The sequence below is a fragment of the Actinomadura rupiterrae genome (assembly GCF_024172125.1).
GTDB classification, from domain to species: domain Bacteria; phylum Actinomycetota; class Actinomycetes; order Streptosporangiales; family Streptosporangiaceae; genus Spirillospora; species Spirillospora rupiterrae.
Window position 1 is genome coordinate 637,864 of record NZ_JAMZEA010000007.1, and the last position, 24,540, is coordinate 662,403.

Sequence of the window (24,540 nt, forward strand, 5' to 3'; positions counted from 1 at the left end):
TCATGTCCGAGTCCTACCCGCGCCAGGTCACGCGCCTGGCCGACCGGGCACTGCGACTGGCCGCCGATATCGACGCCGTCGCGCTCGTCCTGGACGACGCGCCCGATGAGCACTCCCGCACGACCCGCCGGGTCTGCCACGGCCACGCCGTCACCGCCGGCCAGACCGGCACCACCACCGTGACCCGGCTGAACACTGCCCAGCCGTAGCCAACCCCGAATGCCCTTGACGCCCTCGGCCCTCTGGCCGGGGGCTGTTCGCCGTTGCCTTGTTCGGAGGTCTGATGACCCGCTTCAACCACACGCCCGCGTCCCCGCCCGACCGGTCACCGGCACATGCCGCGCCCGGTCCGGTCGCCACCCCCCAGCCGCCGCCGACCCGGCCGACCAGTGACCTTGGGCCGCTGGCGACCGCGTGGCGCACCGCTTTGGACATCGCCGAGCTGCAGGAGGCCGAGCGGCACCGGCGCCGGGTCCGGCTGGGCATCGCCGCGGTGTTCTTCGCCATCGGCGCCGGGACCACCATCCCGGCCCTGACCAGCCTGCACCCGCTCCGGCACCTGCCGATCTTCGCCGTCCCCGCCGCCGTGCACGGCTTCCTGATCGTCGGGGCGATCGTGGGCCTTTCCTGCCTGCTCCGCGGCCTGATCGAGCGGTTCACTACCTACTACCGGCTCACCCGGCGCGGGTGCGCGTGGTGGCCGGTCCGCCGCTGGTACGCGCCCGGCTCCTACGCCTGCCTGCGCTACCCGCCGGCCGAAGCAGCTCAACCGGCCGTCGTCATCGAGGGCTGGGCCGACCACCCGCTCTGCGACCAGCCGTGGGTGCTGATCCGCCAGGACGGCCACACCGCCCGCTGGGCGCGCCTGTCCGACCTGCAGCTGATCCCGCCCCGCACCCCCTGACCAGACCCGCTCCTCCCAGACCGTCCACCCGAACCGCCTCCACGCACACCAACCCCTCATGGCCCGCCGCCCCTGCCGCTCGGCAGGGGACGGCGGGCCGTGGGCAGATGGGAGCCCCTATGACCATGACCGCTTTCCAGCGCGCCCGGGTGATGCCCGACCGCGCGTTCCAGGACCTTGCCACCGAGGTCGCCGAGGTCCTGAACCGGCACCGCGTCCAGGTCCACCTCTACTCGGAGTGGGAGCGGCTGGAAGCCGCGCTGTGGGAGTTCATCCACCCCGACCTGGCCTGCAGCGACACCAACCCTTACCGCGCCCTCCACCTCAACGCCTGCGACGGCGGCTGCGGCGCCCCGGACAACGGGGCGGGGGATTGAACGAATGAAGCTCACCCTGGACACCAAGACCTTCGCCGACACTCTGAGCTGGATCACCCGGAACCTGCCCTCGCACCCGCCGATGCCGGTAATGGCCGGGGTCAAACTCACCGCCACCGCCGACACCGTGCAAGCGGTCGGGCGCGACTGGGAGGTCACCTCCCGCGCGGTGCTGGACGCCGACGTCGCCCAGGACGGCACGGTGCTGCTGCCCGGGCGGCTGCTGGCCGACATCACCCGGCAACTGCCCGCCGGGCCACTGCAGATCGTCGTGGAGGACGCCACCTGCATCCTCACCGGGCCGCGCTCCACCTTCACCCTGCAGACCCTCCCGCTCGACGACTACCCCGACCCGCCCCAACCGCCAGACGAGGCCGGACGCATGAGCGCCGAGGCGTTCACCAGCGCCATCACCCAGACCGCGATCGCCGCCGGACACGACTCCACGGTGCCGATGCTGACCGGCCTGCGCATGGAGTTCACCGGAGACCAGATCGCGTTCGCAGCGACCGACCGGTACCGGCTGGCCGCCGCCGCCCGCACCTGGGAACCCGCCGGCAGCACCGACGACACCGACGACTCCGGTGAGTACGCCCTGGTGGCCCCGGCCGCCACCCTGGCGAACCTGGCCAAGGGCATCGACCGGAGCATCGAGCACATCACCCTCGCCATCAGCCGCCACGCCACCGACAACGGCACCGTGGTGACGGGGCTGTCGATCACCGCCGGGACCCGCACCCTGCACACCCGGGTCCTGGAGGACAACTTCGTCAAGTGGCGCAAGATCCTGCCCGCCACCTTCACCGCCTCCACCCTTGCCGACACCGGCGAGCTGGCCGCCGCCGTCCGGCGCGTCGCGACCGTCGCCGAACGCAACACCCCCGTCCGGCTCACCTGCACCCCCGGCGGCGGCGATGCGGAGGGGGAGATCGAGCTGCAGGCCGGGCACGGCGACGCCGCCGCCGCCCGCGAAACCCTGCCCGCCCTGGTCACCGCAACCAAGCCGCTAACCATCGCCTTCAACCCCGACTACCTGCTGGACGCGTTGATCACTGTTCCCGGCGAGCGGATGTGCCTGCACACCACCGACTCCGTCAAGCCCGCGGTGATGGTGCCCGCGCCCGCCGACACGGGCGTCGAGACCCTGCCCGCCAGCGGCGCCCCCGGACCAGGCGAGCACCGGCACCTGCTCATGCCGGTCCGCGTGACCAGCTGACCGCGCAAGAAGGGACCAGACCATGAACAACCTGATCCCGGCCCGCACCTGGGTGCTGTCGGCGGGCGGCTCGCTCGGCCAGGTCGTCGGTCACGACCGCTGGCGGGGAGCCGACTGGTACTTCGTCAGCTTCCGCGACATCACCCTCCCCTACTCCGGCATGGCCGAGCGGGTCAACGCCGAGTCGGTCAAGCCCGCCGTCCTGGGCGACAACGTGTGCCGCAAGCGCTGGCTTGAGTGCTTCTGCGGACTCAAGCACATCCCCGACCCGCAACTGCTGGACGCCCAGACCAAGAAGCTCACCGCCGCCCGCGACTGAGCGCTTGCCACGCCCCGGCCCGCGCCCACGGCGGCCAGGGCTTGTCCCCGCCTGGCCGGATCCGCGCATTCCCGTCCCGGCCTGGGCGGACCGTGTGCCCCGCCGCACCACCCGACCCGCCTGGCCGGCACCAGGCCGCCCCGCTTGTCCGAGGGACGGCCCGGTGCACTTTCTGTTTGGAGAACGCCATGGACTTCACCACCGCGAACAAGGTGTTCCGCCTCAACGATGCCGACGATCGGCTGCTGGCGTCTGATCGGGACAGCCGGTACGGGGCCTACCTGCGGGCCCGGACGCACATGTTTACCGACCTCGACGACTCCGAGGCCGTCACCAGCGACCCGGTGCTGTTCACCCGGTCGGCGTGGGTGATCGCCTGCGGGCCGATCATGTCCCCGGCCTATCTGGAGTGGCTGCCCGAGCGGGTTCAGTCGGTCACCACCGCCTGCAGCGAGCACGACGGTTCGCTGATCGCCCGCGTGCAGATCGCCGTCCCGCGCCCCGCGCAGCTGCGCGGCCTGCGCGGCTTCCAGGACTGGACCCGGGACTCCACCTGGGGCGGTCCGCGCACCTACCAGACGCCCTACGACGATCAGATGACCGACCGTCCGGCGCTGCTGACCAGCACCGTGCTGTTGGTGGCGATCCCGCCGGAGCAGCTGCACCAGCCCGTGACCGCGCCCCGCTGGGTGGCGGTCGCGGACGCCAAGGCGGCGGTGCGGCGGCTGGCCGAGCTGCTTGACGCGCACCTGGAGCCGGTCCTGTCCGCTCTGGACCGGGACGCGCGGTGAAGGTCCGCCTGACCGGCCTGCAGGACGAACTCGATGCCGCGGTCACCGTGCTGGGCACGGTGCTGCAGGTCGATGAGGTGTCCCGGCCCTACCCGCGCCGCAACTCTTCCCGGCTGGTCTCGCTGTATCTGGAGGCCCGCCTGCCCGAGCCCGTCCGCGGCTCGGGGACCGATGACGACAAGAACGCCCGGGACGCCGACGCCGGCAAGCAGTGACGTCCCGGGCCTCCACTCCAACCTGATGGAAGGGGTTGGCTCATCATGAACGACCACGCCCCCAACGGCCAGATCCGCTGGCCGCACGACCGTCTCGATCACCCGCTGACCGGCCGCGCGCTGCCCGCGGAGCAGGCGGGGTTTCAGCTGGCCGAGGCCAGGCGCCTTCAGCTGTTCAACAGCCGCGAGTGGTCCCAGGCTCACGCCGCGCTCGGGGCGGGATTGGCGACGCTGGCGGTCCAGCAGGAGCTGGCCGCCGCGCGCGGCGAGCTGCGCGCGTTGACCGAGGCCGTGCAGGGCTTGGCGATCGCGCTGACGACCGGGATGGGGCTGCTCACCGGGCAGGTTCGCGGCGGCTGCACCGAGATCGCCGGGCGTATCCCCGCCGATCTGACCGACCGCCTCACCGACGCTCTCGCCGAGCTGCGAGACGAGCTGTGCACCGAGGTCGCTGAGGCCGGCGCCCGCCAGCCGTGCTCGGACCTGCCGCGGCGCCGGGCGTGGTGGCCGTGGCGACGCCGAGAGGGCGGTGAGCAGCGATGAGTTGGGATGTCCGTTCCGAGCGCATCGCTGCGCGCGCCTCCGCCGCCAAGGCCGCCGCCGAAGCCGAGGCGCTGCGCACGCAGACCGCCATTGAGCGCGAGCGGGCCCGTGCCGAGCTGGACGACCAGCGCGGTGACAAGCGTCGTGCCCGCCGCGCCGAGACCCGCGCCGCCCTCGCCAAGGCGGTCCGGGAGCGCGCGGGACTGGTGCTGCCGGTGGTGGCCGTCGGGTCCCCGGCCGTGCTCGCCTGGCGCGGCCAGGGGCAGTTCGCCGACGCGCAGATGCACCTGGGGCTGCTGTCGCCGCTGCTGCCGATCGCGATCGAGGGCAGCGTCCTGTACTGCGCCTACCTGGCGCATCAGGCCGTCGCCGCCGCCCTGCCCGCCACCCGGTACCGGGTGCTGAGCTGGCTGCTGGCGTTCATGGCCGCCGGGATGAACCTCTGGCACGGCCGCGCCGCCTCCGGACTGCAGGTCGGGGTCGCGCTCGCCGCCACCAGCCTGCTGTCGATCGTGCTGCTGGAGCTGACCATCGGGCTCCGCAAGGCCCGCCAGGAGCAGCAGTCCACCGGCCGGACCGCCGCCGAGGTCCGCCGCGCCCTGATCCGCCGGGTGCGCTACCCGCGGCTCAGCCTGTCCGCCGACGCCCTGGCCGCTGCACGCGACCTGGACGCCGGGCAGGCATGGCGGGCCGCGTGGGTGGAGCGGTACGGCCTCGGGCCGGAGGCGACCCGGCGGGACCGGCGGATCGCCCGCCGAATCCTGCGCTATGACCAGCGCGCCGCCAAGCAGATGGCCCGCGACATGCAACTGACCATCGTCGACGGCCAGCTCGTCCCGATCGTCTGGTTCAACGACAACGACCCCGACAAGCAGCCCGCCGCCCCGGATGCACACGGCGAGGCCCAACCGCTGGTGGACTCCTCAGCCTGGGACGAGGTCATCAACCTCAACGTCCAGGAACGCGCCCCGGGCATGATCGCTGACATCGAGCGGTACCTGACCGAACAGGCCGAACGCACCGGCGGACCGCTCCTGGAAATGCCGTCCGGCGGCGACGAGCGCCGCGCTCCTCAGCGCGAAGAGCGCCCGGACCGTCCGGGCGAAGAGCACTCAGGCGAGCACGGTGAAGAGCGGCCGGAGGGTCGCGGCAAGCGCCGCTCGTCCCGACGCAGCAAGAGCGGACGGCGTGCAGCTCGCCGAGCACCGCAGGGCCAGTTCGAAGAGCGCCTGGCCACCACCCGCCGCCTGATGGACGAGCACGACAACCGGCTGTCCTCCACGCAGCTCGCGAGCGAGCTGGGGATCGGGCAGTCCACGGCCAGGAAGCTGCTGCGCACGGTGCGGATCGAGCGCGGCCTGGCCATCCCGACCCAGCGCGAGAACGGAGACACCCCATGACCATCACCGCCCCGAACCCCGCCGTGCTCGACCTGCGGGAGCAGGTGCGAGCCGCCCGCGCGAAGGTCCTGCAGTTGCGCGCCGAGCTGAGCGAGGTCCGCACCGCGCTCGACCTGACCCGGGACGAGTTGGCCCAGGCCCGGATCGAGCTGGAGGTGCTGGGAGAGCAGGAGGCGGCGCTGCGCCGGACTGCCGAGTCCGAGCACCTCGCGCGCTGCGCCGCCGAGGCGCTGCTGCAGCGTCCGCCGAGCGGAGGCGACCAGCCGTGATCACCTTGACGGACTGGACGTCCACCGCGGCCCGCGCCCTTCCGGCGCGGGCCGCGGCGTCTGTGCAGCACATGCAGACCGTGCCCGCCTCGGGCGAGGTGCTGGAGATGGTGCTGACCTTCGCGGCGCTGACGGCGCTGGCCGCCGCGCTGGTGCTGGCGGTCAGCTCGGGCTGCGCCCGGGTGATGGCCGCCATGCGCATCCCCGAATCCTGGCGCGAGCACCCCCTCCAGTCGGCCACCCGCCGGTGGAGGTGGGCCGTGACGTTGTGGCACACCGCCGCGGCGCTGTGCACGCTGTGCGTGCTGGTGGGGGTGGGGTCATGAGCATCTGCGTCATGACCGGCCGCGGTGGGCTGCCCGGCACGTTCGCCTCGGTGGAGCACGCCCGGCACCTCATCGCCGACGCCCTGGCCGGCTGCCTGCCGGGTGAGGTGCTGGACGATGTGCTGCTGGCGGTCGGGGAACTGGCCGCCAACGCCGTCCGGCACACCGCCAGCGGTCACCCGGGCGGCACGTTCACCGTGCTCGCCGGGATCAAGGACGGCCTGGTCCAGGTCGCCGTGCTCGACCAGGGCGCCCCGGGCTGCCCGGCCATCACCACCAGTACGGAGCTGTTCGCCCCGTCGGGGCGCGGTCTGGCGATGCTCGCCGAACTCGGTGAGTGGGGCTGGATCGGCAGCGCCCGCGCCCGGCTCACCTGGTGGCGATGCCCCCTCACCCCGGCCGCCTCCCTGCCCGCGGCTCCGGGCGGTAGCGCTGCGGAGGCCCTCTGATGGCCGGACGTCGCCGCGCGGCGGGAAAGCCGCTGCTCAGCACCGTGAAGGCCACCCGGGTCCGGAACCGGTACGCGGCCCGGTTCGCCGAGGCGGGCACGGTCGATGCCCGCGTCTCGACGGCGGCGGACTTTGTTCGCGCCGCGTTCGGCCCGGCCGCCGCCCCGGAGCAGGTCGCGCCGGTGGTGGCCGAGCTGCTGCAGGCCGCGGACCGGGTGTGGGCCGAGCGGCACCGCAGCCAGGTGCAGGCCGACCTGGCCGCCGCCGACACCGGCAGTCGCCAGGTCGCCGTCGCGGCCCGCTACCTGCGGGCCGCGCTCGGCCCTGCCCCGTCCGGCAAGGCCATGGAGATCGCCGAGGCGGCGGTGCAGCGGATGCGGCACGCCGCCGAGAACCAGATCGGAGGCCGGTGATGTTCGGCCGCAGACCCGACCCGGTGCGTTGGAGCACCCCGGTCGACGCCCCGCCCGCAACTACCGACCGTCAACACCAGGCCGAGGCCGCTCCCGGGCGGACCGGCCGCGTGTTCGCCCCGGACGACGGGGACGGGCCGCACAGTGCACCGCACAGTGCGGCCGGAACTGCGCAGTCGGCCACAGGCGACGACAAGGCGCGCGGGCGCACCTGCACGTGCGCCTGCGCGCGCGAGGGTAGCGGCCAAACCGCACAGTCGCCAGCATGCCCCGTGCACCCGCCCGGCCCCCGGAGCATGCCTGCGGCGAGACCCGCGACCGTCCCCGCGACGGGCACGCACCGTGACGGCGACCCTCCCTCGGACTCCAGCCCGGCCGACCCGCCGGAGCAGGACACCGACGGCCAGGACCACGACGCGGGCGCCCACCGGGCCGAACCGCTCTGGCCGCAGGTCCGGGCCCAAGGGTCGGCGGCGCTGGCGTTCTGGACCCCGCCCGACATCTGGAGCCACGACAGGCCCTCGCTGGAACGCGTGTGGGCCTACGCCGCCCGCGGCGCGTGGACGACGCCGTCCGGTGCGCTGCGGTGGCTCGGCCGCCTCTACGCCGTCCCCGCGGCGGTGGTGATCGGGCTGCTGTACGGGCTGGCGTGGATTGTCGAGCGTCCGTCCCGACTGATCGCCGCGCTGGCCCTGCTGGCCGTCGCCGGCGTCTGGCCGCTGTGAGCCGCTGACCGCTGATCACAAACAACGATGGAAGGAGGCCGACATGTCCAACGTCGGTCTGGTGGTGGCGCTGCCCGCACTGTTGGTGCTGATCGCGCTGAACAAGAAGCACAAGGGCAAGCCGAAGAACAAGCTCGCCAAGGCCATCATCGGGATCGCGATCCTGCTGATGGCCTTCACCGTCGGGTGCGGGTTCGCCTACAGCTTCGTCGGCCGCTGGGCCGCCGCCGCGGTGTCCACGGCCGCCGGGTGGATCAGCGCGGGCGGCGGGCTGGCGATCGGCCTGACCGTGGTCGGGATCCTGTGGGCCACCGCGGACGTGATGTACGACCGCAAGGCCGACAAGGGCGCCCAGGGTTGGCTGATCGTCCTGCCGACGCTGCTGGCGCTGGTGGTCGGCGGCCAGATGGGCGCGACCGGCGGCCACGCCGTCGCGGTGTTCTTCGACCAGGCGCACACGCTGCTGACCCGGATGGGCGGTGCGTGATGGATCCGCTGACCGCCCTGCTGGTGGCGATGTGGATCGCGGGCCACTTCACCAAGAACGTCACCCAGGACCTGGCGTGGAAGGCGCGCGGGGAGGACCCGCCGTCGTTTCGCCGGGAACAGGCCCGGCGGGCCAACGGCACCAGCCGCCGGCCGTTCACCGAACGCCGCGAGGCCCGCCGATTCTGGGTCAACGCCTGGGAAGACGCGTGGGAGAACGCCGACGCCCGCCGGGCGCGCCGCCACGACCGCAAAGCCGAGCGGCTCCGCGAGAAATGGGAGCTGCAGGACGAAGTCGAACGCGCCGAGAAGCAGGCCCACGACCGCAACCGCGCCCTCGACGCCGCTGAGGACGCCGCGCACGACCGCAACCTGCAGCTGGAGCAGTGCGAGCAATGCGGCACCGCCTACCCCGAATCCGAACTCACCGCCGTCGTGGTCGACGGGCAGGCCCGCTGGCGCTGCCGCACCTGCGCGGCCAAGGCCATCAAGCCTTCCGCACAGGAGCAGTACCCCAAGTGCTGGCGGTGCGGACGGCTGACCTCGGCCCCGCAGAACTACTACTGGCGCGGCATGAACTGCGTGCTGTGCCGCCCGTGCCACCGGCACCTGGTGCGCACCCAGGGCGTGGATGTTCCGCCGACCGGCGACGGGGTGTCAGCGCCGCGGGTCGACACCGAGGTCGTCCTGCCGGAGGACGAGCACGTGCTGGACCCGCCGGAGCGTCCGGTTCGGCCTCGTCCGGGAACCAGCGAGTTCTGCCCGCACTGCGTGGCCTGGAGGGATCACGACTGGCAGGGGCGGCCGGTGATCGTCCACGAACGGCACTGCCTGCGCAACATCCCCGCCTTCCGGCCCGAGGACGCCGCCCGTGAGGACGGCGCCGACCCGCCCGCCGACACCACGTCCGACAACACCCCGGACCACGCCCCTGACGACGCTTCGGCTCAGGCCCGGACCGGGGAGCCGCCCCCGGGCCGGTTCTCCACCGACAAGGAGGCCAACGATCCGCTCATCCCGGGCACCGCCCGCACCACCGACCCGCCCGCACCCGCCAAGGGTGAGGCGCAGGTCATCCAGTTCAGCACCTGGCGGCGCGACCACCCCGCGCCCGACAACAGCGATCGCAGCACGGCATCGACCACCAACCAGGCCCCGGTCGGGGCCGCAACCGCCGCGAGCGCGGCGGCAACCGTGACGGAGGAATCCATGAGTGCAGAGAGCCAGACCCTCAGCCAGGCCATCGCCTTCACCAACGGCATGGCCACCAGCGCCAGCGCGGCCTTCAGCAACACCGAGCTGTCGCTGACCGGGCTGCGCACCGGCGGCGTGAGCGGCGAGGCGCTGAACGCGCTGGAGCAGGCGATGGAGGCCATGCAACAGGCCCAGGCCGCCTACCAGCGCGCCAACGCCGTCCTGATCAACCACCTGGCCGTCCGCGAGGCCTACGAGGCCAACCAGGGCGCCGGATCCCGCGAGTACGTCACCCAGGACTAACCCCGGCCTTCACCCGGCCCCTAGGCCCAGCTCCCGGGTCTTGAGCCCCGGGCGCGTGGCGCGCCCGGGGCGCCCGCACCGCCGCCGCGTGCCCCGTGCCCGGCGGCCGGTGTGGGCGTCCCAGGTCTTCCACCCGCAGCGCTACCGAACGCATCACCCCGCGCCGAGAGCGGCGACCAACCACCACCAGGAGGAGACGGTGAAGACCGCGCCCCGCGCCGCCGCGGCGCCCCACACCCCAGCCCCAGCAGAAGAAGGCAGCCCCCCGCCCACCGGACAGCCCGGCACCCCTGAGCAGCCTGGCCGTTTCTCGGCCGAAGGGCTGTTCGGGACGGCCCGCACCGACCTCACCGCCACCCTGGCGCTGACGTGGCGGCAGTGGATGCCGCACGCCGTCGCCGCCACCGTTGCCGGTACCGGACTGGCACTGCAGGCCATCACCTCCTCCGGAGCGGCATCTGCGACCGAGACCGCCACCGTTGCCGCAGCGGTCACCGTCCCGGCCGCCGTCCGCACCGCGCAGCTGGTGCGGCGCCGCCGCCCGCACTGGACGCGCCGGACTCTGGTCGCCGGGCTCGGTATCGCCGCCTGGCTCACGACCGCACCCTGGGGCATCGGCCACGACCACCTCGCCGTCCTGGCCGGGCTGGAACTGGCGCTCGCGGCCCGCTGGTGGCAACTCCACCGCATCCCGCACCCGCCCACCGACGAGCCCGAGCACACCGAACCGGAACCCGGCGAAGCCGGTGGCGACTCAGCAGCCGACGGCCTGACGCCGTTCGCGCAGCAGATCACGCGGCTGTGGCAAGAGCAGGTGGGGACCAAGACCGGGCCCGCGCCGAGCTCGGAGCTGATGCTGCCCGCGCCCACCCGCTACGGCTACGAGTGGAAGCTGCGGCTGCAGCCCGCCCAGCAGATCTACCCCAAGATCCTCAACGTCCTGGACCTCATCGCCTCCGGGCTGGACGTCGGCATCACCGACGTGATGATCGAAAAGCATGCCGACCACCGGTCGGCGCACTGGTGCCGCCTGCAGGTCCTGGAACGCTCGCCGATCGAGGGCAACGTCGACTTCACTGGCCCGCGCCGCATCGACACCCTGGGCGGCGAGCCCGGCTACGGCATCCTGCAGCTCGGGCCGTATGCCGACGGCGAAGGCGAAGCGCCCTGGCGGCTCTACACGCCCGGCTCGATGTGGAGCGGCGTGGTCATCGGCGACACCGGCATCGGCAAGTCCCGCGTGATGGAGAACCTCGTCATCTCCGCCGTCTCCTGCGGCGACACCGAGTACTGGTACATCGATCCCAACCGCGGCGGCTCGTCCCCGGCCCTGGCCGACCACGCCGACTGGTTCGCCACCGCCGACGAAGCCGACGACGTCCTGGCGGCGCTGCTGTGCATCGTCGACGCCCGCGCGGAAGAGAACGCGGTGATGCGCCTGACCGGATTCACCCCCTCCCCCGACCGGCCCGGCCTGCTGGTCGTGATCGACGAATGCCACCGGGTCTTCACCCAGGACAGCGCCGCCGGATGGGCCCGGATCGCGCGCGAGGGCCGCAAGGTCGGGGTGGCGCTGCTGCCCGCCTCGCAGTACGCCGGGATCATCACCTTCGGCAACCACGAACCGCTGCGCCAGAGCGTGATGGTCGGCAACGCCATCGCCATGCGTGTCACCAGCAAGTCCGGCAAGGGCCTGATGGCCGGCCTGGAGGTCGACCCGCTCACCCTGCCCGAGCTGCCCGGCTACGGCTACACCATGCGGTCGGAGAAGCACGGCGGCCGCACCGCCCCGTTCCGCAACCGCAACACCACCCCCGGCGGGGACGCCGAAGCCCCCGCCCGCTGGCTCGCCATGCAGCCCCGTCCCGGCCTGGACACCCTCACCGTCACCGCGACCCTGGCCGCCGGAACCGCCTACCGGGACCGGCACGCCGTCGACGCGACCGGCCGGACCGCCTCGGCCCGCCGGGTGGAGCAGCTGCGCGCCGGGCACCTGCCCGACGACTTCCTCAACGGCACCAGCCCCGCCGACACCAACGGCCACCAGGCCGAACCGCCCGTCATGGGCAAGGTCATCACCTTCCCCACCTTCACACCTGCTCCGGCAGCCGCCGAGGCGCCCGTGGGGCCTACGGCCTCGGCCCGCCGACCGATCGGCCTCAGCGACTCCCACCAAGCCGTGTGGGCCGCCGTCGCCGCCGGCATCGACCGCCCCAAGGAGATCGGCGAACACGTCGGCCTCTCACCCCGCCAGACCCAAGCCCTGCTCAGCCAACTACTCAAGGACGGCCACCTGATCCAACCCAAGTACGGCCGCTACCAGACCGCGTCCTAACCCGACTGGAAGGAGCACCCTCCGATGCTGTTCACCCGCACCCGCCGCGACGCCCCCACGCCCGACCGGCCGCCGTTCACCTTCCCGACCGCACCCGCCCTCACCAGCCAGGACGACCAGGCCGCGACCATCACTCCGCGGCTGCGCCGCAAGGCGCTCGCCTGGGCCTCCGCCATCACCACCGACCGCACCGACGACAACCAAGTCCTCGGCCACGCCGAGGTCATCCTGGCCTGGCTGGAGGTCGCCGACACCGCCGACGACCTGAGCGCCCGCGAGGCCGCCCTCACCCAGGCCGGCATCAACCACGGGTACCCCCACGACGGCGACACCGACCGGTTCCTCGGGCGCGCCCGGAGCCTCTACGGCTTCCTCACCGACACCTACAGCCCGGCCGCCGACTCCATCCGGATCGCCAGCCGGTACGGCTTCGGAAAGCACAGCGGCACCCGGCACGGCACCGCCGAGACCGTCCCCGGCTCCGAGATCCAGATCTGGAGTTTCGACCCCAAGCAACAGAACCCGCACTTCTGACCCGAGACCCTCCCACCTACCGACGGGCCTGGCAGGCGCACATCCACGCGCGCTGCCAGGCCCGTCCGTTCTCCAGGGACCCCGATGCCCTCAGCACTGCCCACCACGATCCAACCCACCTCACCGCCCACCACCCCGACACCGGGCGGCCCCACACCGCATCACCCCTCCACCGCAAGCGCCATCGCCTTCGCCGCGCTCCTGCTGATCGCCCTGTTCATCGCCTGGCGGATCAGCCTGCGCACCCACCCCTGGACCCGATGCCCAAAATGCAAGGGCGACCCGCGCTCCTACCACCCGATCTTCAGCCGCCACTTCGCGCTCTGCCCGCGCTGCAACGGCACCGGCCGAGTCCTACGCAAAGGCGCACCACCCCAATAGCCACCACCCCAGAAAGGAAGCCACCCGTGAGTCGTCCCGACACCGACCACACCACGCTGCTGATCCCCGAACCGGCGCGCATGTTCGACCTCGGCCAGCAGATCGCCACCGAGATGCGGAAGCACTTTCCCGTCCAGGACGAACGCGACCGGCAGATCCTCGCCCTCGCCGAGGAAGCCGGCGAGTTCGTCGCGGCCTACCGCCGCTGGACCGGCCGCGCCCGCCGCACCGGCCCCTTCACCGACGTCATCGACGAACTCGCCGACGTCCTGATCACCGCCTACGTCACCAGCGCCGTCCTGGACTCCTGGGTACCCGTCCGCCGCGACGACATCGCCCGCCTCCTCACCGAGGAACCCGTCCGGCAAGTCATGCACCTGCACGCCAGCGTCGGCGCCTTCGTCCAGGAGCAACTCGACAACACCTCCACCCCCGCCACCGGCCTCAACCGAGTCATCGCCGCCACGCACGCCACCGCCCACGCCCTCGACATCGACCTCCAGGCCGCCGTGGACGCCAAGACCCAGATCGTCTTCACCCGCGGCTGGCGCGACCCCCGCTGAGCGAATGTCACCTACAAGCCCGGACGGCCCCGTGCCGTCTGGGCTTTTCTTCGCCCCACCACGTCACACCCGCCCCACCAGACCGACCGAGCCCACCGCCCATGACCCGCGTTCCTCGCCGCTGTGCGACTAAAACGCGCGCGGGTCCAGCAGGGGCCACGTCAGAAAGCGAGACCTGATGACCGACCAGCAACCCCAGCCGTCCGCCGCGACACCGCCACCGCCCGGCCGCCGGCCCACCCCCGACATGGACGTGAACATGCAGGAGTTGATGCGGCTGGAGCGCCAAGACCTCGCCACCGCCGGGATCACGCTGACCGACCAGCAGGCCCGCGAACGCGTCGAACTCACCATCGCCCTGATGCGCCGCTACATGACCTCGGCGCCCTGGAGCCCGCCGCCGCGCCCGGACCGCGGTCTGCTGGGCCCGCACTGCTCCCACCACGACGACTGCGCGATGGACGTGTGCCAGGACGGCTACGCCTGGAACCCCTGCCGCACCCCCGGCTGCCCGATCTGCGGCGGCCCGCCCGTGCAGACCCCCGAGCACTGGGCCGGGTCGGCGGTCGCCCAGGCGCTGATGAGCGAGTTCGACCGGGCCCGGGCGCGCGCCTACCTAGACGCCTACCCGCTGATGCGCCGACCCGCCGACCCGCCGGTCATCCCCGACGAACGCCAGGACGCCGTTTGCAACTGGGACACCGACGACGGCCAACCCTAGTGAGCACCGGACCGAGCCCACGCACGTCGCATGTGGGGTGGACCATCAGTGAAGGATGTAGCCGAGGATAAGAGCGGGGACGAGGGAAGCCGCGAACGCCGCGAAGGCCACTAGTGGTGGGCGCCACCACAGTGAGGTCTCTACAAGAACGGGTTCCCCGTACTGCACTGGATGGTCAGCGATGGCGGCCGCGTGCGCCGCGGCGAGCACCTGGTGAGCGCGACGGAAGCTGCGGTAGCCCAATATTTCCCCCAGCACGGAACCCCCGAACTGGATCGAGGTCAGCTCCTGACCGTCGAGCAACCTGATGGCCAGGCCGCCCTCCACGACCACCTCCGCCACGCACCTCCAGGCCACTCGCGAAGTGAAAACGCCGTTGGTCACCGACACATGGGTTGCGTCGTACCGCACTGCGTTCCCCCACCCCAGAGTCCAGAAGAAGGTCAGCATGGCCGCAAAGACCGCAACTACGAACCATCGGGCTTGATCAGAGGACGATGCCAACAAGAGGCACATGACCACCCAGATCGCGCCACCGAAAGTCAGCGGGAACCAGGAGAACGTGATCCGCCGAACGGGACGCATCTTCACCTGAGGGCGCAAGCCATCCCCCTATCCCGACCAAAACCACATCGTCACAGGACAGGGGAGACCGTAGCGCGACACCCTTGCCCGCTCTCGTTCCGGGTTGTTGTGTCCGCACAGCCCTGCTTCCGCTCCAGCAGGTGACTTTCGCCGCCACCAGGAGGGCCGGTGCTCGGGCGCTGGTCGTTCCCAAATACGCGCCTCCTCTCGTCCAGGAGCGCTCCCGCTCCGATCGTGGCGCACCCGCCTTGTTCATAGGAGCGCGCGCCATCGAATCCGCAGGAGCGGACACAGGTCGCTTGACGCTCGCACAGGCGCCTCTGGCAGCGTTCGCCGTTTCCCCTGCTAGATCGGTTGCGCAAGGGGGCGGCAAGGGCATGTCAATGGGTGCTGGCGAGGCCGCGCCCCCGTCACCCTCCGGTCCGCCCAGCCGATCGCAAGGAGCGCTCCTCATCCCGGTAGGAGCGTTTCCGGTGACGGCCAGGAGCGCTCCTGTTTGCCCGCAGGAGCGCCTTGCGTGCGCGCGCTGGCGCGTCCGCACCGTGCCGCCTGCAGCGCCACTCCGCCTTGTGGCCAGAGCATTGGAAAGTCGGGGGTGAGGTGTCACGTCCCCTGGGGCGGCGACACCTGTAAGGGGATGTGAACGACAAATCTGTCGGAGCCGAGCCGCTCCACCGTCGCGCCCACCTGTCCATCGTCCCGTCCGCCGAGCCGCCGGAGGAAGGCGGCGCCTGCAATGTCGCAGGAGGTACCGCCAGCGGTACCGCGGGCGGTACCCACGCAGGTGCCGCGGCCACTTCTCCGGGAAACGGCATTCGCCCTGGTCAGCGCATGCGCGGCAAGGGGGGTGAGAGTGCTGACTTCCTTCTCGATCCCGCGATTGGATCGATCAGTACCGGGGGCGCGGGGGTGATGGGGGTCCTGTACCAGTGCCGGATGGCCACCGCCGAGCAGCTCCGGCGGGTGATCACACCCAACAGCGCCTCCACCCGGTATGTGCGGGCCGAACTCGGCAAGCTCGCCCGCGCCGGGCTGGTGGGCGCGGTCCGGCGGCGCGGCGAGCCGCGCACCAAAGTGTGGTTCCTGACCCGCGCCGGCGCCGCCGCGACCGAGGCGAGCCCGGAGATCGTCGCCCGGCCGTACCGGATGACGGCCGCGACCGCGGCGGGCCCGCTGCAGAACCACGCCCTGGCGGTCACCGACCTGCTGACGGCCTTGTCCGCGTCCGGCCAGGCCGCCCTGCTGGACTGCCAGGTGGAGGTCTCCCACGGGCAGGGCAACGCCCTGGACCCGACCGGGGTGTCCGGCCGTTCGATCGTCATCACCGACGCGGTCGTCCGCCCGCTCCCGGCAGCGGTCGACCAAGGGGTGCCGCCGGTGCTGTTCGTCGAACTGGACCGGGCGACCACCAGCGGGCTCCGGTTGGTCGACAAGCTGCACGCCTACGACCGGTACCGCCTCCACCAGCGCACCAGATCCAGCGCCAGCAGCAGCTCGGTGTGGAAGACCCGCTACCACGGCGGCTATTTCAGCGTGTTCCCGCCGGTGCTGCTGGTCATCACCGGGCCTCCCGAACGGGCGGCCCGCCGGATGGCGCTGGTGCGGGATCTGCTGTGGCAGCACCGGTGCAGCGGCCTGGAGGGCGGGGACGTGGCCGCGGCGGCGGTGTCGCAGGTGGCCCTGCTGAACCACCTGGAGCGGGGCGAGGGGCTGACCGCGCCGATCTGGATCCCGCTGAGCCCTGACGCCCCAGCCGCCCCAGTCGCCCTGCCCGACCTGCATGAAGCAGTCCGGCCGCCCAAGCAGTACTGACCGCGGCGAAACCACCCCGTACATGCGAGAAGGCCCCCGGGCCAGGGGGCCTTCTTGTGCAGCACACGTAGCACGAAGGGTCGCATATGAGCACACGTGATCACAACGGTGACCAACAGCCCCACAACCGCACCGACGACAGCAGCGACCCCGACTCCACCGGCCACCAGGACCCCTCCGCCGACGCCAAGGGGCGTGGGCCGACCAAGCACGACCGGGCCCTGGCGCTGCTGACCGAGCACCTGCAGCTGCGGCTCAGCGAGTACGGCTGGCCGTATGCCCGCGATCAGGACCGGCTGTTCCGGTTCACCCAGGCGGGGAGGAGCGAGCTGTGCGCCGAGGCGCGGCACCTGTGGCGCAATGCCTACCAGGACCCGCCACCGCCCGACCGGACGCTGCGCCAGGTGGTCGCCGACCTGCAGCGCGCCGCCCGCGACGCCGATGTCGACGATGCGGCCGCCACCGGGTGGCTGCGTGAGCGCGGGGTGGAGCCCTCGCCGGAGGAGGCGACCGGACAGAACCGGGGGCTGGCCGCCCTGCAGGAGCTACCGGGCTGCCCAGTCGATGACGGCTACGTCATCCCCGACCCGTACACGATCGCGGTGGATGCGATCTGGCGGTGGCGGATCGACGGACCGCCCGAGCGGGTCGCCTGGGGCCCGGTGCTGGTCACCCGGGTCTACGCCGACCCCGACGGTGAGGAGCTGGTGGAGCTGGCCTGGTGGCACCGCCACCACTGGCGCACCGCCACCACCGCCCGCGCGGTCGCCAAGAGCGGCCGGATGCTGGTGCGCGAGCTCGGCGGCCGCGGTCTTCCCTTCACCGAGGCCGACGCCAAGTCGGCCGAACGCTGGCTGGCGGCCGTGGAGACCGCCAACACCGACACCATCCAGGAGGTCACCATCGCCCGCGCACTCGGCTGGCAGGCCGACGGCACCTTCGTCACCGCCAACGGCCAGCCCTACCAGATCCACGGCATCGAACCCCAGATCCTGCCCGCGCTGGCCGCGCACCGCGAGCACGGGTCGCTGACCGGCTGGCAGAACGCCGTCCAGTCGGCCCAGCGCTACCCGCTGGCGGCGATGGGCGTCTACGCCGGGTTCGCCGCCCCGCTGCTGCAGATCCTCGGGGTCAGCTCCTTCACCCTGAACTGGGGCGGGAACTCCACCCGCGGCAAGACCACCGCCGCCCAGGGCGGACTGTCGGTCTGGGCCGACCCCGATGAGAACGGCCCGGCCATCACCAGCTGGTCAGCGACCAAGACCGCCCACCAGGCGCGGCTCGCGCTCGCCGGCAACGGCATCCCGCTGCTGTTCGACGACACCCAGACCGCAGGCAAGCCCGAGAACGTCTCCGACATGCTGTACCAGGTCACCCAGAACCAGGGCAAAGGCCGGATGGGTGAATGGCGCACCTACCGGTGGCGGACGATCCTGCTGTCCACCGGCGAACGCTCCGCCCTGTCGTTCGCCACCCACCAGGGCATCTCCGCCCGCGTCCTGGACCTGGCCGGCGCCCCCTTCGGACACAGCGACCAGTCCGGCGCCGACGCCGAAACCTTCCGCAACGGCGTCACCGCCAACTACGGCATGGCCGGCCCCGCCTTCATCGACAAGCTCCGCGACCACCTGGCCCGGCACGGCCCCGACAAGCTGACCGCCCGGCACGCCGAACTCACCGACCTGCACCGCCAGGACGCCACCAGCATCGCCCGCCGCCGCGCCCCGCTGGTCGCCGTGATCCGGCTGGCCTCAGAGCTGGCGCACCACTTCGGCGTCGTGCCGTTCCCGACCTTCCCCGACGCCACCTGGCGGCAGCTGTTCGTCGCCGACGACCCCCGCGACAACCGCGCCCAGCTCGCCCTGGAAGTCATCAAGGAGTACATCGCCAGCCACACCGACCGGCTCTACGAATCCGGCCGCTTCACCGCCCCGCCGGGGGGATGGATCGGGGTCCGCACCGAACACGACGGCGACAAGAACGCCATCGCGCTCATGCCCCAGAAAGTCCGCGAAGCGCTGGACCGGGCCGGGTACGAACTCGACGCCGTCCTGCCCGGCTGGCGCGAAGACAAGGCCCTGCACGAACACCCGCCCGGCTCCAAGCAGCGCCCGATCTACCAGATCGCCCGACGTATCGGCGGCTCCAAACCCCGCTGCTTCGTCTTCCGCGGCGAACTGTTCAGCGACGACGACTAGACATCCCCCGCACCGTCGGCCCGTGAAGCCCGCATCCGGCGCGTACCCCGCGTACCCACACCCCCTCGAACTCACATTCATCCAGGTCATACCTGGAATGAGGTGGGTACGCGGGCCGGGTACGCACCGGGTACGCACCGCGTACCCCGCCCGCCCTGGGTACGCGCCTCCCGCGAGCCTGGGTACGCGCTCCGCGTACCCCACATCTCCGCAGGTCAGACACGGTTTTCGGGGTGGGTACGCGCCGCCCGAAAACACCCCCCCTTACAAACCGCCGGGGGTGTGCGCATGTCCCGCCTCTCCCCTCGGCCGCGGCCCGCCCGAGATTCCTTCGGCCGCCTGTCACCTTCACCGCTCCGCATCCACCTGCACCTGGTGATCCCGCCCTCACGTGATCGCCCGAAAGGAGGCCCGATGTCCGTCAGCACCCCAACCACCACCCACGCCGCTGACCGCACCGACATCCGGCCGGTCCAGCTCGCCCTGGACCTGGCCGCGCTCGGCTGGCACGTCTTCCCCCTCTCCCCGTCCAACAAGCGGCCCCTGGCCAACTGCCTGGACTGCCACAACAACCCGCACTGCGCCGCGGGCGACTACCGCGGCTGCGTCTGCCTGCCCGACGGGCAGTGGTGCCACGGCGTCCGCGCCGCCACCACCAACCCCGACCGCATCACCACCTGGTGGCGCCGCGTCCCCGACGCCGTCCCCGCCGTCGCCGCCGGCCCCTCCGGCCTGGTCCTGATCGACCTGGACACCCACACCAGCCAACCGCCCCGCGACCCGGCCGCCGAGCTGCTGCCCGGAATCTCCCTGACGGAGGAGCAGGTACCCGGCGGCTACGGCAGCGTCCGCAACGGCATCGACGCCATGCACCTGCTGGCCCGCCTGCGCGGCGGCCCCCACCCCTGGCCCGCCGGACCCGACCACCAACCCGTCAGCGTCCGCACCCCCTCCGGAGGACGCCACCTCTGGTACCGAGCGCCCGACGGCCACCTCCACCAGGCGCTGTCCGCCCTCGGCTGGCAGATCGACATCAAAGCCGGATGGTCCTACGGCATCGCCCCCGGCGCCGTCACCCGCGCCGGCGCCTACGCCGTCCACGCCGGAACCCCACGCGACCCGGGCCGCATGCCCGACTGGCTCCTGCACGAAGTCCGCCGCGTCGCCGGCCCCAAACCCGAGCCGCCACCGGCACCGGCCGCCCCCGCGCCGCAAGGCCGCGGCAACGCCGTCGGCTACGTCCGCACCGTCCTGGACAACGGCGCCTCCGAACTCGCGGCCCTCACCGACGGACGCAAAGCCGCCCTGGGCGCCCTGGCCTACAAGATCGGCGGCCTGCTCACCTGGGCCGGACTCACCACCGCCGACGTCGAAGACCACCTCATCCACGCAGGCCTCGCGTCCGGCCTCACACACCGCGACGCCCGCCGGATTGTCCAGCGCTCCCTGACCAACGGCCTCGCGCGGCCGCTCCCCGCACCCCGCGACGGCCACAGCGCCTGAGCTGCCCGACCAACCAACCCACAGACCGTGGACGGCCCCGGCGAGAACGCCGGCAAGCAGACCCCGCCGGGGCCGCCACCTCCCTTGAGAGGCATCTTCATCATGGCGACTCCCACCGCATCTCAGCAGGACATCGCAGAGACCGGCCTGCCGACCGACAGGCTCGGCACCATCGAAGAGGTCGCCGGGTTCCTCGGCATCCCGGTCGCAACGCTCTACCGGTGGCGTCAGGTCGGCAAGGGCCCGAAGGCCCGCAAGATCGGCAAGCACCTCCGCTACCGCTCCTCGGACGTGCATGCCTGGATCGACGCCCAGGACTAGAGCCCCTCCCCGCCTTCCCGCCTCGACGAACGAGCTGCTCCGCAGCCGCTACACCGTCCCGCACACGCCAGGCCGGAACCGGAGGACACGGACCTCCGGTTCCGGCCCGTCCCCGAAAGCGAGATAACACCCCAGTGCGCATCCGCAACGTCCAGTTCTGGAAGACCCAGTTCCGCGCGGGCCGCCGCAAGCCGTACCAGGTCCGGTGGGCTGTCGACGGAAGTCCCTTCTACGAGTCCTACGTCACGTCCGCCCTCGCCGAGAACTTCCGGAACGACCTGATCGCGGCCGCGCGCCGCGGCGAGACGTTCGACCCCGAAGTCGGCGGCCTGCCGCAGTCGATGTGGCCCAAGCCGAAGGCTGTGACCTGGTACGAGTTCGCACGGAAGTATGCGCTGATGAAGTGGGCGCATTCCGCCGGGAACAGTCGGCGGAACAGCGCGTCCGGCCTGATCCGGATCACGTTGCTCCTTCTGAGCTCGGATGTGCGGAAGGAGGATGCACCTCGGCTCCGGCACGCTCTACGGCACTGGGCGTTCCGGCGCGTGGACGATGCCGCGGTCCCGCCAGAGCAGGCCGAACTCCTTGAATGGATCGCCGAGCGGTCCCGGCCCATCACCGACCTGGAAGACCTCGGCACGCTCCGGGAGCTGCTGAACGAACTCGGGCTCTGCCTCAACGGAACTCCGGCCAAGGCCAGCACGGTCGCGCGTCATCGAGCGGTGCTGACCAGCACGCTGAACTACGCCGTCGAGCAAGGCGTGCTCAAGTACAACCCCGTCGACAAGCTGGCGTGGAAGCCGCCCACGCTCTCCCGCCAGGTCGACCCGCGCGTGGTCGTCTCGCCCCAGCAGGCGCGCGAGCTGCTGAAGGCCGTCACCTATGTCGGGACGTGGGAGAAGCAGCGCGGCCCCCGGCTCCGGGCGTTCTTCGCCTGCATCTACTTCGCGGCTCTGCGCCCGGAGGAGGTCGTGGCGCTTCGGGAACAGGACTGCAAGCTGCCCGAGCACGGTCCGGGCCTACTCGTCCTGTCCACGGCGATCACCCGTGCGGGCGGAGCGTGGACCGACGACGGCAACAAGCACGAGACCCGGGGGCTGAAGCTTCGGGCCGTGGATGACGGGCGAGACGTCCCCATTCCCCCGGAGCTGGTCCGCATCCTGCGCCAGCACATCGCGGACTTCGGCACGGCCGCGGACGGCAGGCTCTTCCCCGGCCCTCACGGCCAGGCCCTGGACTCGACTCGGTACCTGGACACCTGGGAGAAGGCGCGACGTCTCGCGCTACCGCCAGAGCTCGCCGGATCACGCCTGGCCCGGCGCCCCTACGACCTGCGACACGCGGCCCTGTCGCTCTGGCTGAACTCGGGGGTGGCGCCGGCGGAGGTAGCGCGCCGCGCGGGGAACACGGTGCCCGTCCTGCTTCAGACCTACGCCCGGTGCATTCACGGCCAGGAGGACACGAACACCAAGCGGATCATCGACGCCCTCGGAGACCCGGAGGAGCAGGAGGAGCCCGACGAAGACGAGGAAGGCTAGATCCAACCGATTGGTCTAGACCATTGACCAAGATCGGCACACTCCTGGCACAAAAATCTTGATGAGCGATGCGTAACGACGGTGAAGGACGGCATCGGACGGCGGCGGGTGCGCAGGGCTGCGCGCACCCGTCTCAGTCCAGCGCTCGGCCGTCGGGACGCGGCTCCGAGAGACGCGCCGGGCCCTGAGCGAGAAGGGCGTTGTTGCTGGTCAGGCGTCGGTGACGCGGATCAGGCCCTCTTGCATTACCGATGCGACGAGGTCGCCGTCGCGGGTGAAGATTTGGCCTCTTGCTAGGCCGCGGGCGCCGCCGGCGAAGGGGGTGTCTTGGTAGTAGAGGAGCCAGTCGTCGGTTCTGAAGGGCTTGTGGAACCACATGGCGTGGTCGAGGGAGGCGCCCATGGTGCGTTTGTCGCCCCAGGCGAGGCCGTGGTTGAGGAGGACGGTGTCGAGGAGGGTCATGTCGGAGGCGTAGGTCATGAGGCAGACGTGGAGGAGGGGGTCCTCGGGGAGGTCGTCGTCCACCTTGAGCCAGACCTTGGACTCGGGGGTGGCCAGGGCCGGGTCCTTGGCGGCCTCCCAGGTGAGGGGGGTCGCGTGCCGGACGTCGAAGGGGCGGCGGTTGACGAACTCGGTGGCGGCGCGCTCGCCGAAGACCGGGATGAGGCGGTCCAGGGCGGTGGGGAGGGTCTCGGGGTCCGGGGCGTCCGGCATGGGGGCGTGGTGGGTGGGGCCGGGCTCGTCGATCTGGAAGGACGCCGAGAGGCTGAAGATGGCCTTGCCGTGCTGGATGGCAAGGACGCGCCGGGTGGTGAAGGAGCGGCCGTCGCGGACGCGGTCCACGGTGTAGACGATCGGGACCAGGGGGTCGCCCGGGCGGATGAAGTAGGCGTGCAGGGAGTGCACCGCGCGGGTCGGCGGGACGGTGCGTCCGGCGGCGACGAGGGCCTGGCCCGCGACCTGGCCGCCGAAGACGCGCTGCTGGCGGTCCTCGGGGCTGCGGCCCCGGAAGATGTCGTTCTCGATCTGCTCCAGGTCGAGGATGTCCAGCAGGGCCTTCACTGATTCCTTCACGCGGATCAGTCTCCCAAACGCGGGCGTGTGAGGGGGCTCTCACCCCCCGTTGAGCAGCGCCAGGACGTCGGTGCCGAAGCGGTCGAGCTTGACGCGGCCGACGCCGGGGATCTGGGCCAGCTCGTCCATCGAGGCGGGGGCGCGCTCGGCGATCGCCTGCAGGGTGGAGTCGGTGAAGATCACGAAGGCGGGTTCGCGGCGCTCGGCGGCGGTGCGGGTGCGCCAGTCCTTGAGCGCGAGGAGGAGGTCCTCGTTCAGCTCGGCGGGGCAGTCCTCGCAGCGGCCGAGCTTCTGCTCGATCGCGGCGGTGAGCGGACGGCCGCAGACCCGGCAGGGGCGCGGGCCGGAGCGGCGGGTGCGGCGGGACGCGGCGCGGTCGACGCGGGCCGGGGTGGGCGTGGCGGTCTTGCCGGTCAGGCCGTCCAGGAAGCGGGACGGCTGCCGGTAGCGCTCGCCACCCGGGTCGCGGGACAGCGCCCACGACAGGTGCAGGTGCGCGCGGGCGCGGGTGACGCCGACGTAGAGGAGGCGGCGCTCCTCCTCGACCTGCTCGGCGGTCTCGGCGTACTTGATCGGCACCATGCCGTCGGTGAGGCCGATCAGGAACACCGCGTCCCATTCCAGGCCCTTGGTGGAGTGCAGGGACGCGAGGGTGACGCCTTCGAGGGACGGCGCGTGCTGGGCGGCGGCGCGCTCCTCCAGCTCGGCGACGAAGTCGGGCAGGCCGGCGGACGGGTCGTCGACCGCCATGTCCTCGGCGAGCTGGGCAAGCGCGGCGAGCGACTCCCAGCGGGACCGGGCCGCGCCCGCGCCGTCCGGCGGGGCGTCGGTGAGGCCCGCGCCCGTCAGGACGTGCCGGACGGTCTGTATCAACCCGAGCCCGTCCAGTTCGGCGTCGCCGCCGGCGCGGGCCGCGCCGCGCAGCCGGACGACGGCCTCGCGCACCTCGGGACGCTCGAAGAACCGCTCCGCGCCGCGCACGACGTACGGGACGCCCGCGTCGTTCAGCGCCTCCTCGATGCGGGCCGACTGCGCATTGATCCGG

The 24,540-nt window shown here is 72.1% G+C and carries 29 protein-coding genes; 26 read left to right on the forward strand and 3 right to left on the reverse strand.

The genetic code is table 11. The features are described 5' to 3' along the window. Positions 1–2 precede the first annotated feature (2 nt). The 21 genes from FHU30_RS27295 (at position 3) to FHU30_RS27395 (ending at position 14,464) form a co-directional block, all read left to right on the forward strand. On the forward strand, positions 3–209 hold the full coding sequence (locus FHU30_RS27295) for a hypothetical protein (protein ID WP_253879573.1): 207 nt from the start codon (positions 3–5) through the stop codon (positions 207–209). A gap of 74 nt (positions 210–283) precedes the next feature. Further along, complete coding sequence (locus tag FHU30_RS27300) at positions 284–904, forward strand: hypothetical protein (RefSeq protein WP_253879574.1); 621 nt, start codon at positions 284–286, stop codon at positions 902–904. Positions 905–1,023: 119 nt separating this feature from the next. Next, on the forward strand, positions 1,024–1,281 hold the full coding sequence (locus tag FHU30_RS27305; RefSeq protein ID WP_253879575.1) for a hypothetical protein: 258 nt from the start codon (positions 1,024–1,026) through the stop codon (positions 1,279–1,281). Positions 1,282–1,285: 4 nt separating this feature from the next. Then, positions 1,286–2,497 (forward strand): DNA polymerase III subunit beta, encoded by a 1,212-nt coding sequence (gene dnaN, locus FHU30_RS27310; protein ID WP_253879576.1) that lies wholly within the window; start codon positions 1,286–1,288, stop codon positions 2,495–2,497. A 22-nt stretch (positions 2,498–2,519) separates the two neighbouring features. Then, entirely contained in the window at positions 2,520–2,816 is a 297-nt protein-coding gene (locus FHU30_RS27315) for a hypothetical protein (RefSeq protein WP_253879577.1), read from the forward strand. Positions 2,817–3,004: 188 nt separating this feature from the next. Beyond that, positions 3,005–3,607 carry a hypothetical protein gene (locus tag FHU30_RS27320; protein ID WP_253879578.1) on the forward strand — a complete coding sequence of 201 codons (603 nt, stop codon included), beginning with the start codon at positions 3,005–3,007 and terminating at the stop codon, positions 3,605–3,607. After that, a complete protein-coding gene (locus FHU30_RS27325) occupies positions 3,604–3,822 on the forward strand; it encodes a hypothetical protein (protein WP_253879579.1) in 219 nt (72 codons plus the stop codon). Before FHU30_RS27320 ends, FHU30_RS27325 begins: the two co-directional genes overlap by 4 nt. A 45-nt stretch (positions 3,823–3,867) precedes the next feature. Further along, positions 3,868–4,365, forward strand: coding sequence for a hypothetical protein (locus tag FHU30_RS27330; protein ID WP_253879580.1), 498 nt, complete (start codon positions 3,868–3,870; stop codon positions 4,363–4,365). Beyond that, positions 4,362–5,765, forward strand: a complete 1,404-nt coding sequence (locus tag FHU30_RS27335; RefSeq protein ID WP_253879581.1) for a DUF2637 domain-containing protein — start codon at positions 4,362–4,364, stop codon at positions 5,763–5,765. The genes FHU30_RS27330 and FHU30_RS27335 overlap by 4 nt, the downstream gene beginning before the upstream one ends. After that, positions 5,762–6,034, forward strand: coding sequence for a hypothetical protein (locus FHU30_RS27340; RefSeq protein ID WP_253879582.1), 273 nt, complete (start codon positions 5,762–5,764; stop codon positions 6,032–6,034). Before FHU30_RS27335 ends, FHU30_RS27340 begins: the two co-directional genes overlap by 4 nt. Further along, the gene (locus tag FHU30_RS27345; protein ID WP_253879583.1) at positions 6,031–6,360 is read left to right on the forward strand and encodes a hypothetical protein; all 330 of its coding nucleotides are present in this window, start codon (positions 6,031–6,033) and stop codon (positions 6,358–6,360) included. Before FHU30_RS27340 ends, FHU30_RS27345 begins: the two co-directional genes overlap by 4 nt. After that, positions 6,357–6,809, forward strand: a complete 453-nt coding sequence (locus FHU30_RS27350; RefSeq protein WP_253879584.1) for an ATP-binding protein — start codon at positions 6,357–6,359, stop codon at positions 6,807–6,809. The genes FHU30_RS27345 and FHU30_RS27350 overlap by 4 nt, the downstream gene beginning before the upstream one ends. Then, on the forward strand, positions 6,809–7,222 hold the full coding sequence (locus FHU30_RS27355) for a hypothetical protein (RefSeq protein WP_253879585.1): 414 nt from the start codon (positions 6,809–6,811) through the stop codon (positions 7,220–7,222). The genes FHU30_RS27350 and FHU30_RS27355 overlap by 1 nt, the downstream gene beginning before the upstream one ends. 296 nt (positions 7,223–7,518) lie before the next feature. Next, a complete protein-coding gene (locus FHU30_RS27360) occupies positions 7,519–7,947 on the forward strand; it encodes a hypothetical protein (protein ID WP_253879586.1) in 429 nt (142 codons plus the stop codon). 43 nt (positions 7,948–7,990) lie between these two features. Continuing rightward, on the forward strand, positions 7,991–8,434 hold the full coding sequence (locus FHU30_RS27365; RefSeq protein ID WP_253879587.1) for a hypothetical protein: 444 nt from the start codon (positions 7,991–7,993) through the stop codon (positions 8,432–8,434). Further along, positions 8,434–9,930 (forward strand): hypothetical protein, encoded by a 1,497-nt coding sequence (locus tag FHU30_RS27370; RefSeq protein WP_253879588.1) that lies wholly within the window; start codon positions 8,434–8,436, stop codon positions 9,928–9,930. The genes FHU30_RS27365 and FHU30_RS27370 overlap by 1 nt, the downstream gene beginning before the upstream one ends. 199 nt (positions 9,931–10,129) lie before the next feature. Further along, positions 10,130–12,265 carry a hypothetical protein gene (locus FHU30_RS27375; protein ID WP_253879589.1) on the forward strand — a complete coding sequence of 712 codons (2,136 nt, stop codon included), beginning with the start codon at positions 10,130–10,132 and terminating at the stop codon, positions 12,263–12,265. A 24-nt stretch (positions 12,266–12,289) separates the two neighbouring features. Continuing rightward, positions 12,290–12,799, forward strand: coding sequence for a hypothetical protein (locus FHU30_RS27380; RefSeq protein WP_253879590.1), 510 nt, complete (start codon positions 12,290–12,292; stop codon positions 12,797–12,799). An 84-nt stretch (positions 12,800–12,883) separates the two neighbouring features. After that, on the forward strand, positions 12,884–13,180 hold the full coding sequence (locus FHU30_RS27385; RefSeq protein ID WP_253879591.1) for a hypothetical protein: 297 nt from the start codon (positions 12,884–12,886) through the stop codon (positions 13,178–13,180). 26 nt (positions 13,181–13,206) lie between these two features. After that, positions 13,207–13,743: a nucleoside triphosphate pyrophosphohydrolase family protein gene (locus FHU30_RS27390; RefSeq protein ID WP_253879592.1), complete on the forward strand. Its 537-nt coding sequence runs from the start codon at positions 13,207–13,209 to the stop codon at positions 13,741–13,743. A 178-nt stretch (positions 13,744–13,921) separates the two neighbouring features. Then, complete coding sequence (locus FHU30_RS27395) at positions 13,922–14,464, forward strand: hypothetical protein (RefSeq protein WP_253879593.1); 543 nt, start codon at positions 13,922–13,924, stop codon at positions 14,462–14,464. 45 nt (positions 14,465–14,509) lie between these two features. Here the strand turns inward: FHU30_RS27395 and FHU30_RS27400 are convergent, their stop codons facing one another. Continuing rightward, positions 14,510–14,806: a hypothetical protein gene (locus FHU30_RS27400; protein WP_253879594.1), complete on the reverse strand. Its 297-nt coding sequence runs from the start codon at positions 14,804–14,806 to the stop codon at positions 14,510–14,512. Positions 14,807–15,961: 1,155 nt separating this feature from the next. Between FHU30_RS27400 and FHU30_RS46355 the strand changes: the two genes are divergently transcribed. From FHU30_RS46355 to FHU30_RS27425, 5 genes are all read left to right on the forward strand, one after another. Beyond that, positions 15,962–16,861 (forward strand): replication-relaxation family protein, encoded by a 900-nt coding sequence (locus tag FHU30_RS46355; protein ID WP_301323647.1) that lies wholly within the window; start codon positions 15,962–15,964, stop codon positions 16,859–16,861. An 86-nt stretch (positions 16,862–16,947) separates the two neighbouring features. Beyond that, positions 16,948–19,059: a DUF927 domain-containing protein gene (locus tag FHU30_RS27410; protein WP_253879595.1), complete on the forward strand. Its 2,112-nt coding sequence runs from the start codon at positions 16,948–16,950 to the stop codon at positions 19,057–19,059. A 414-nt stretch (positions 19,060–19,473) separates the two neighbouring features. After that, positions 19,474–20,562 carry a bifunctional DNA primase/polymerase gene (locus FHU30_RS27415; protein ID WP_253879596.1) on the forward strand — a complete coding sequence of 363 codons (1,089 nt, stop codon included), beginning with the start codon at positions 19,474–19,476 and terminating at the stop codon, positions 20,560–20,562. Positions 20,563–20,664: 102 nt separating this feature from the next. Next, entirely contained in the window at positions 20,665–20,883 is a 219-nt protein-coding gene (locus FHU30_RS27420) for a helix-turn-helix transcriptional regulator (RefSeq protein WP_253879597.1), read from the forward strand. 134 nt (positions 20,884–21,017) lie between these two features. Next, positions 21,018–22,421 (forward strand): tyrosine-type recombinase/integrase, encoded by a 1,404-nt coding sequence (locus FHU30_RS27425; RefSeq protein ID WP_253879598.1) that lies wholly within the window; start codon positions 21,018–21,020, stop codon positions 22,419–22,421. A gap of 210 nt (positions 22,422–22,631) precedes the next feature. Here the strand turns inward: FHU30_RS27425 and FHU30_RS27430 are convergent, their stop codons facing one another. After that, positions 22,632–23,495 (reverse strand): acyl-CoA thioesterase, encoded by an 864-nt coding sequence (locus FHU30_RS27430; protein WP_253879599.1) that lies wholly within the window; start codon positions 23,493–23,495, stop codon positions 22,632–22,634. A 39-nt stretch (positions 23,496–23,534) separates the two neighbouring features. After that, on the reverse strand, positions 23,535–24,540 hold a 1,006-nt coding region (locus FHU30_RS27435), incomplete at its 5' end, for a 3'-5' exonuclease (RefSeq protein ID WP_253879600.1).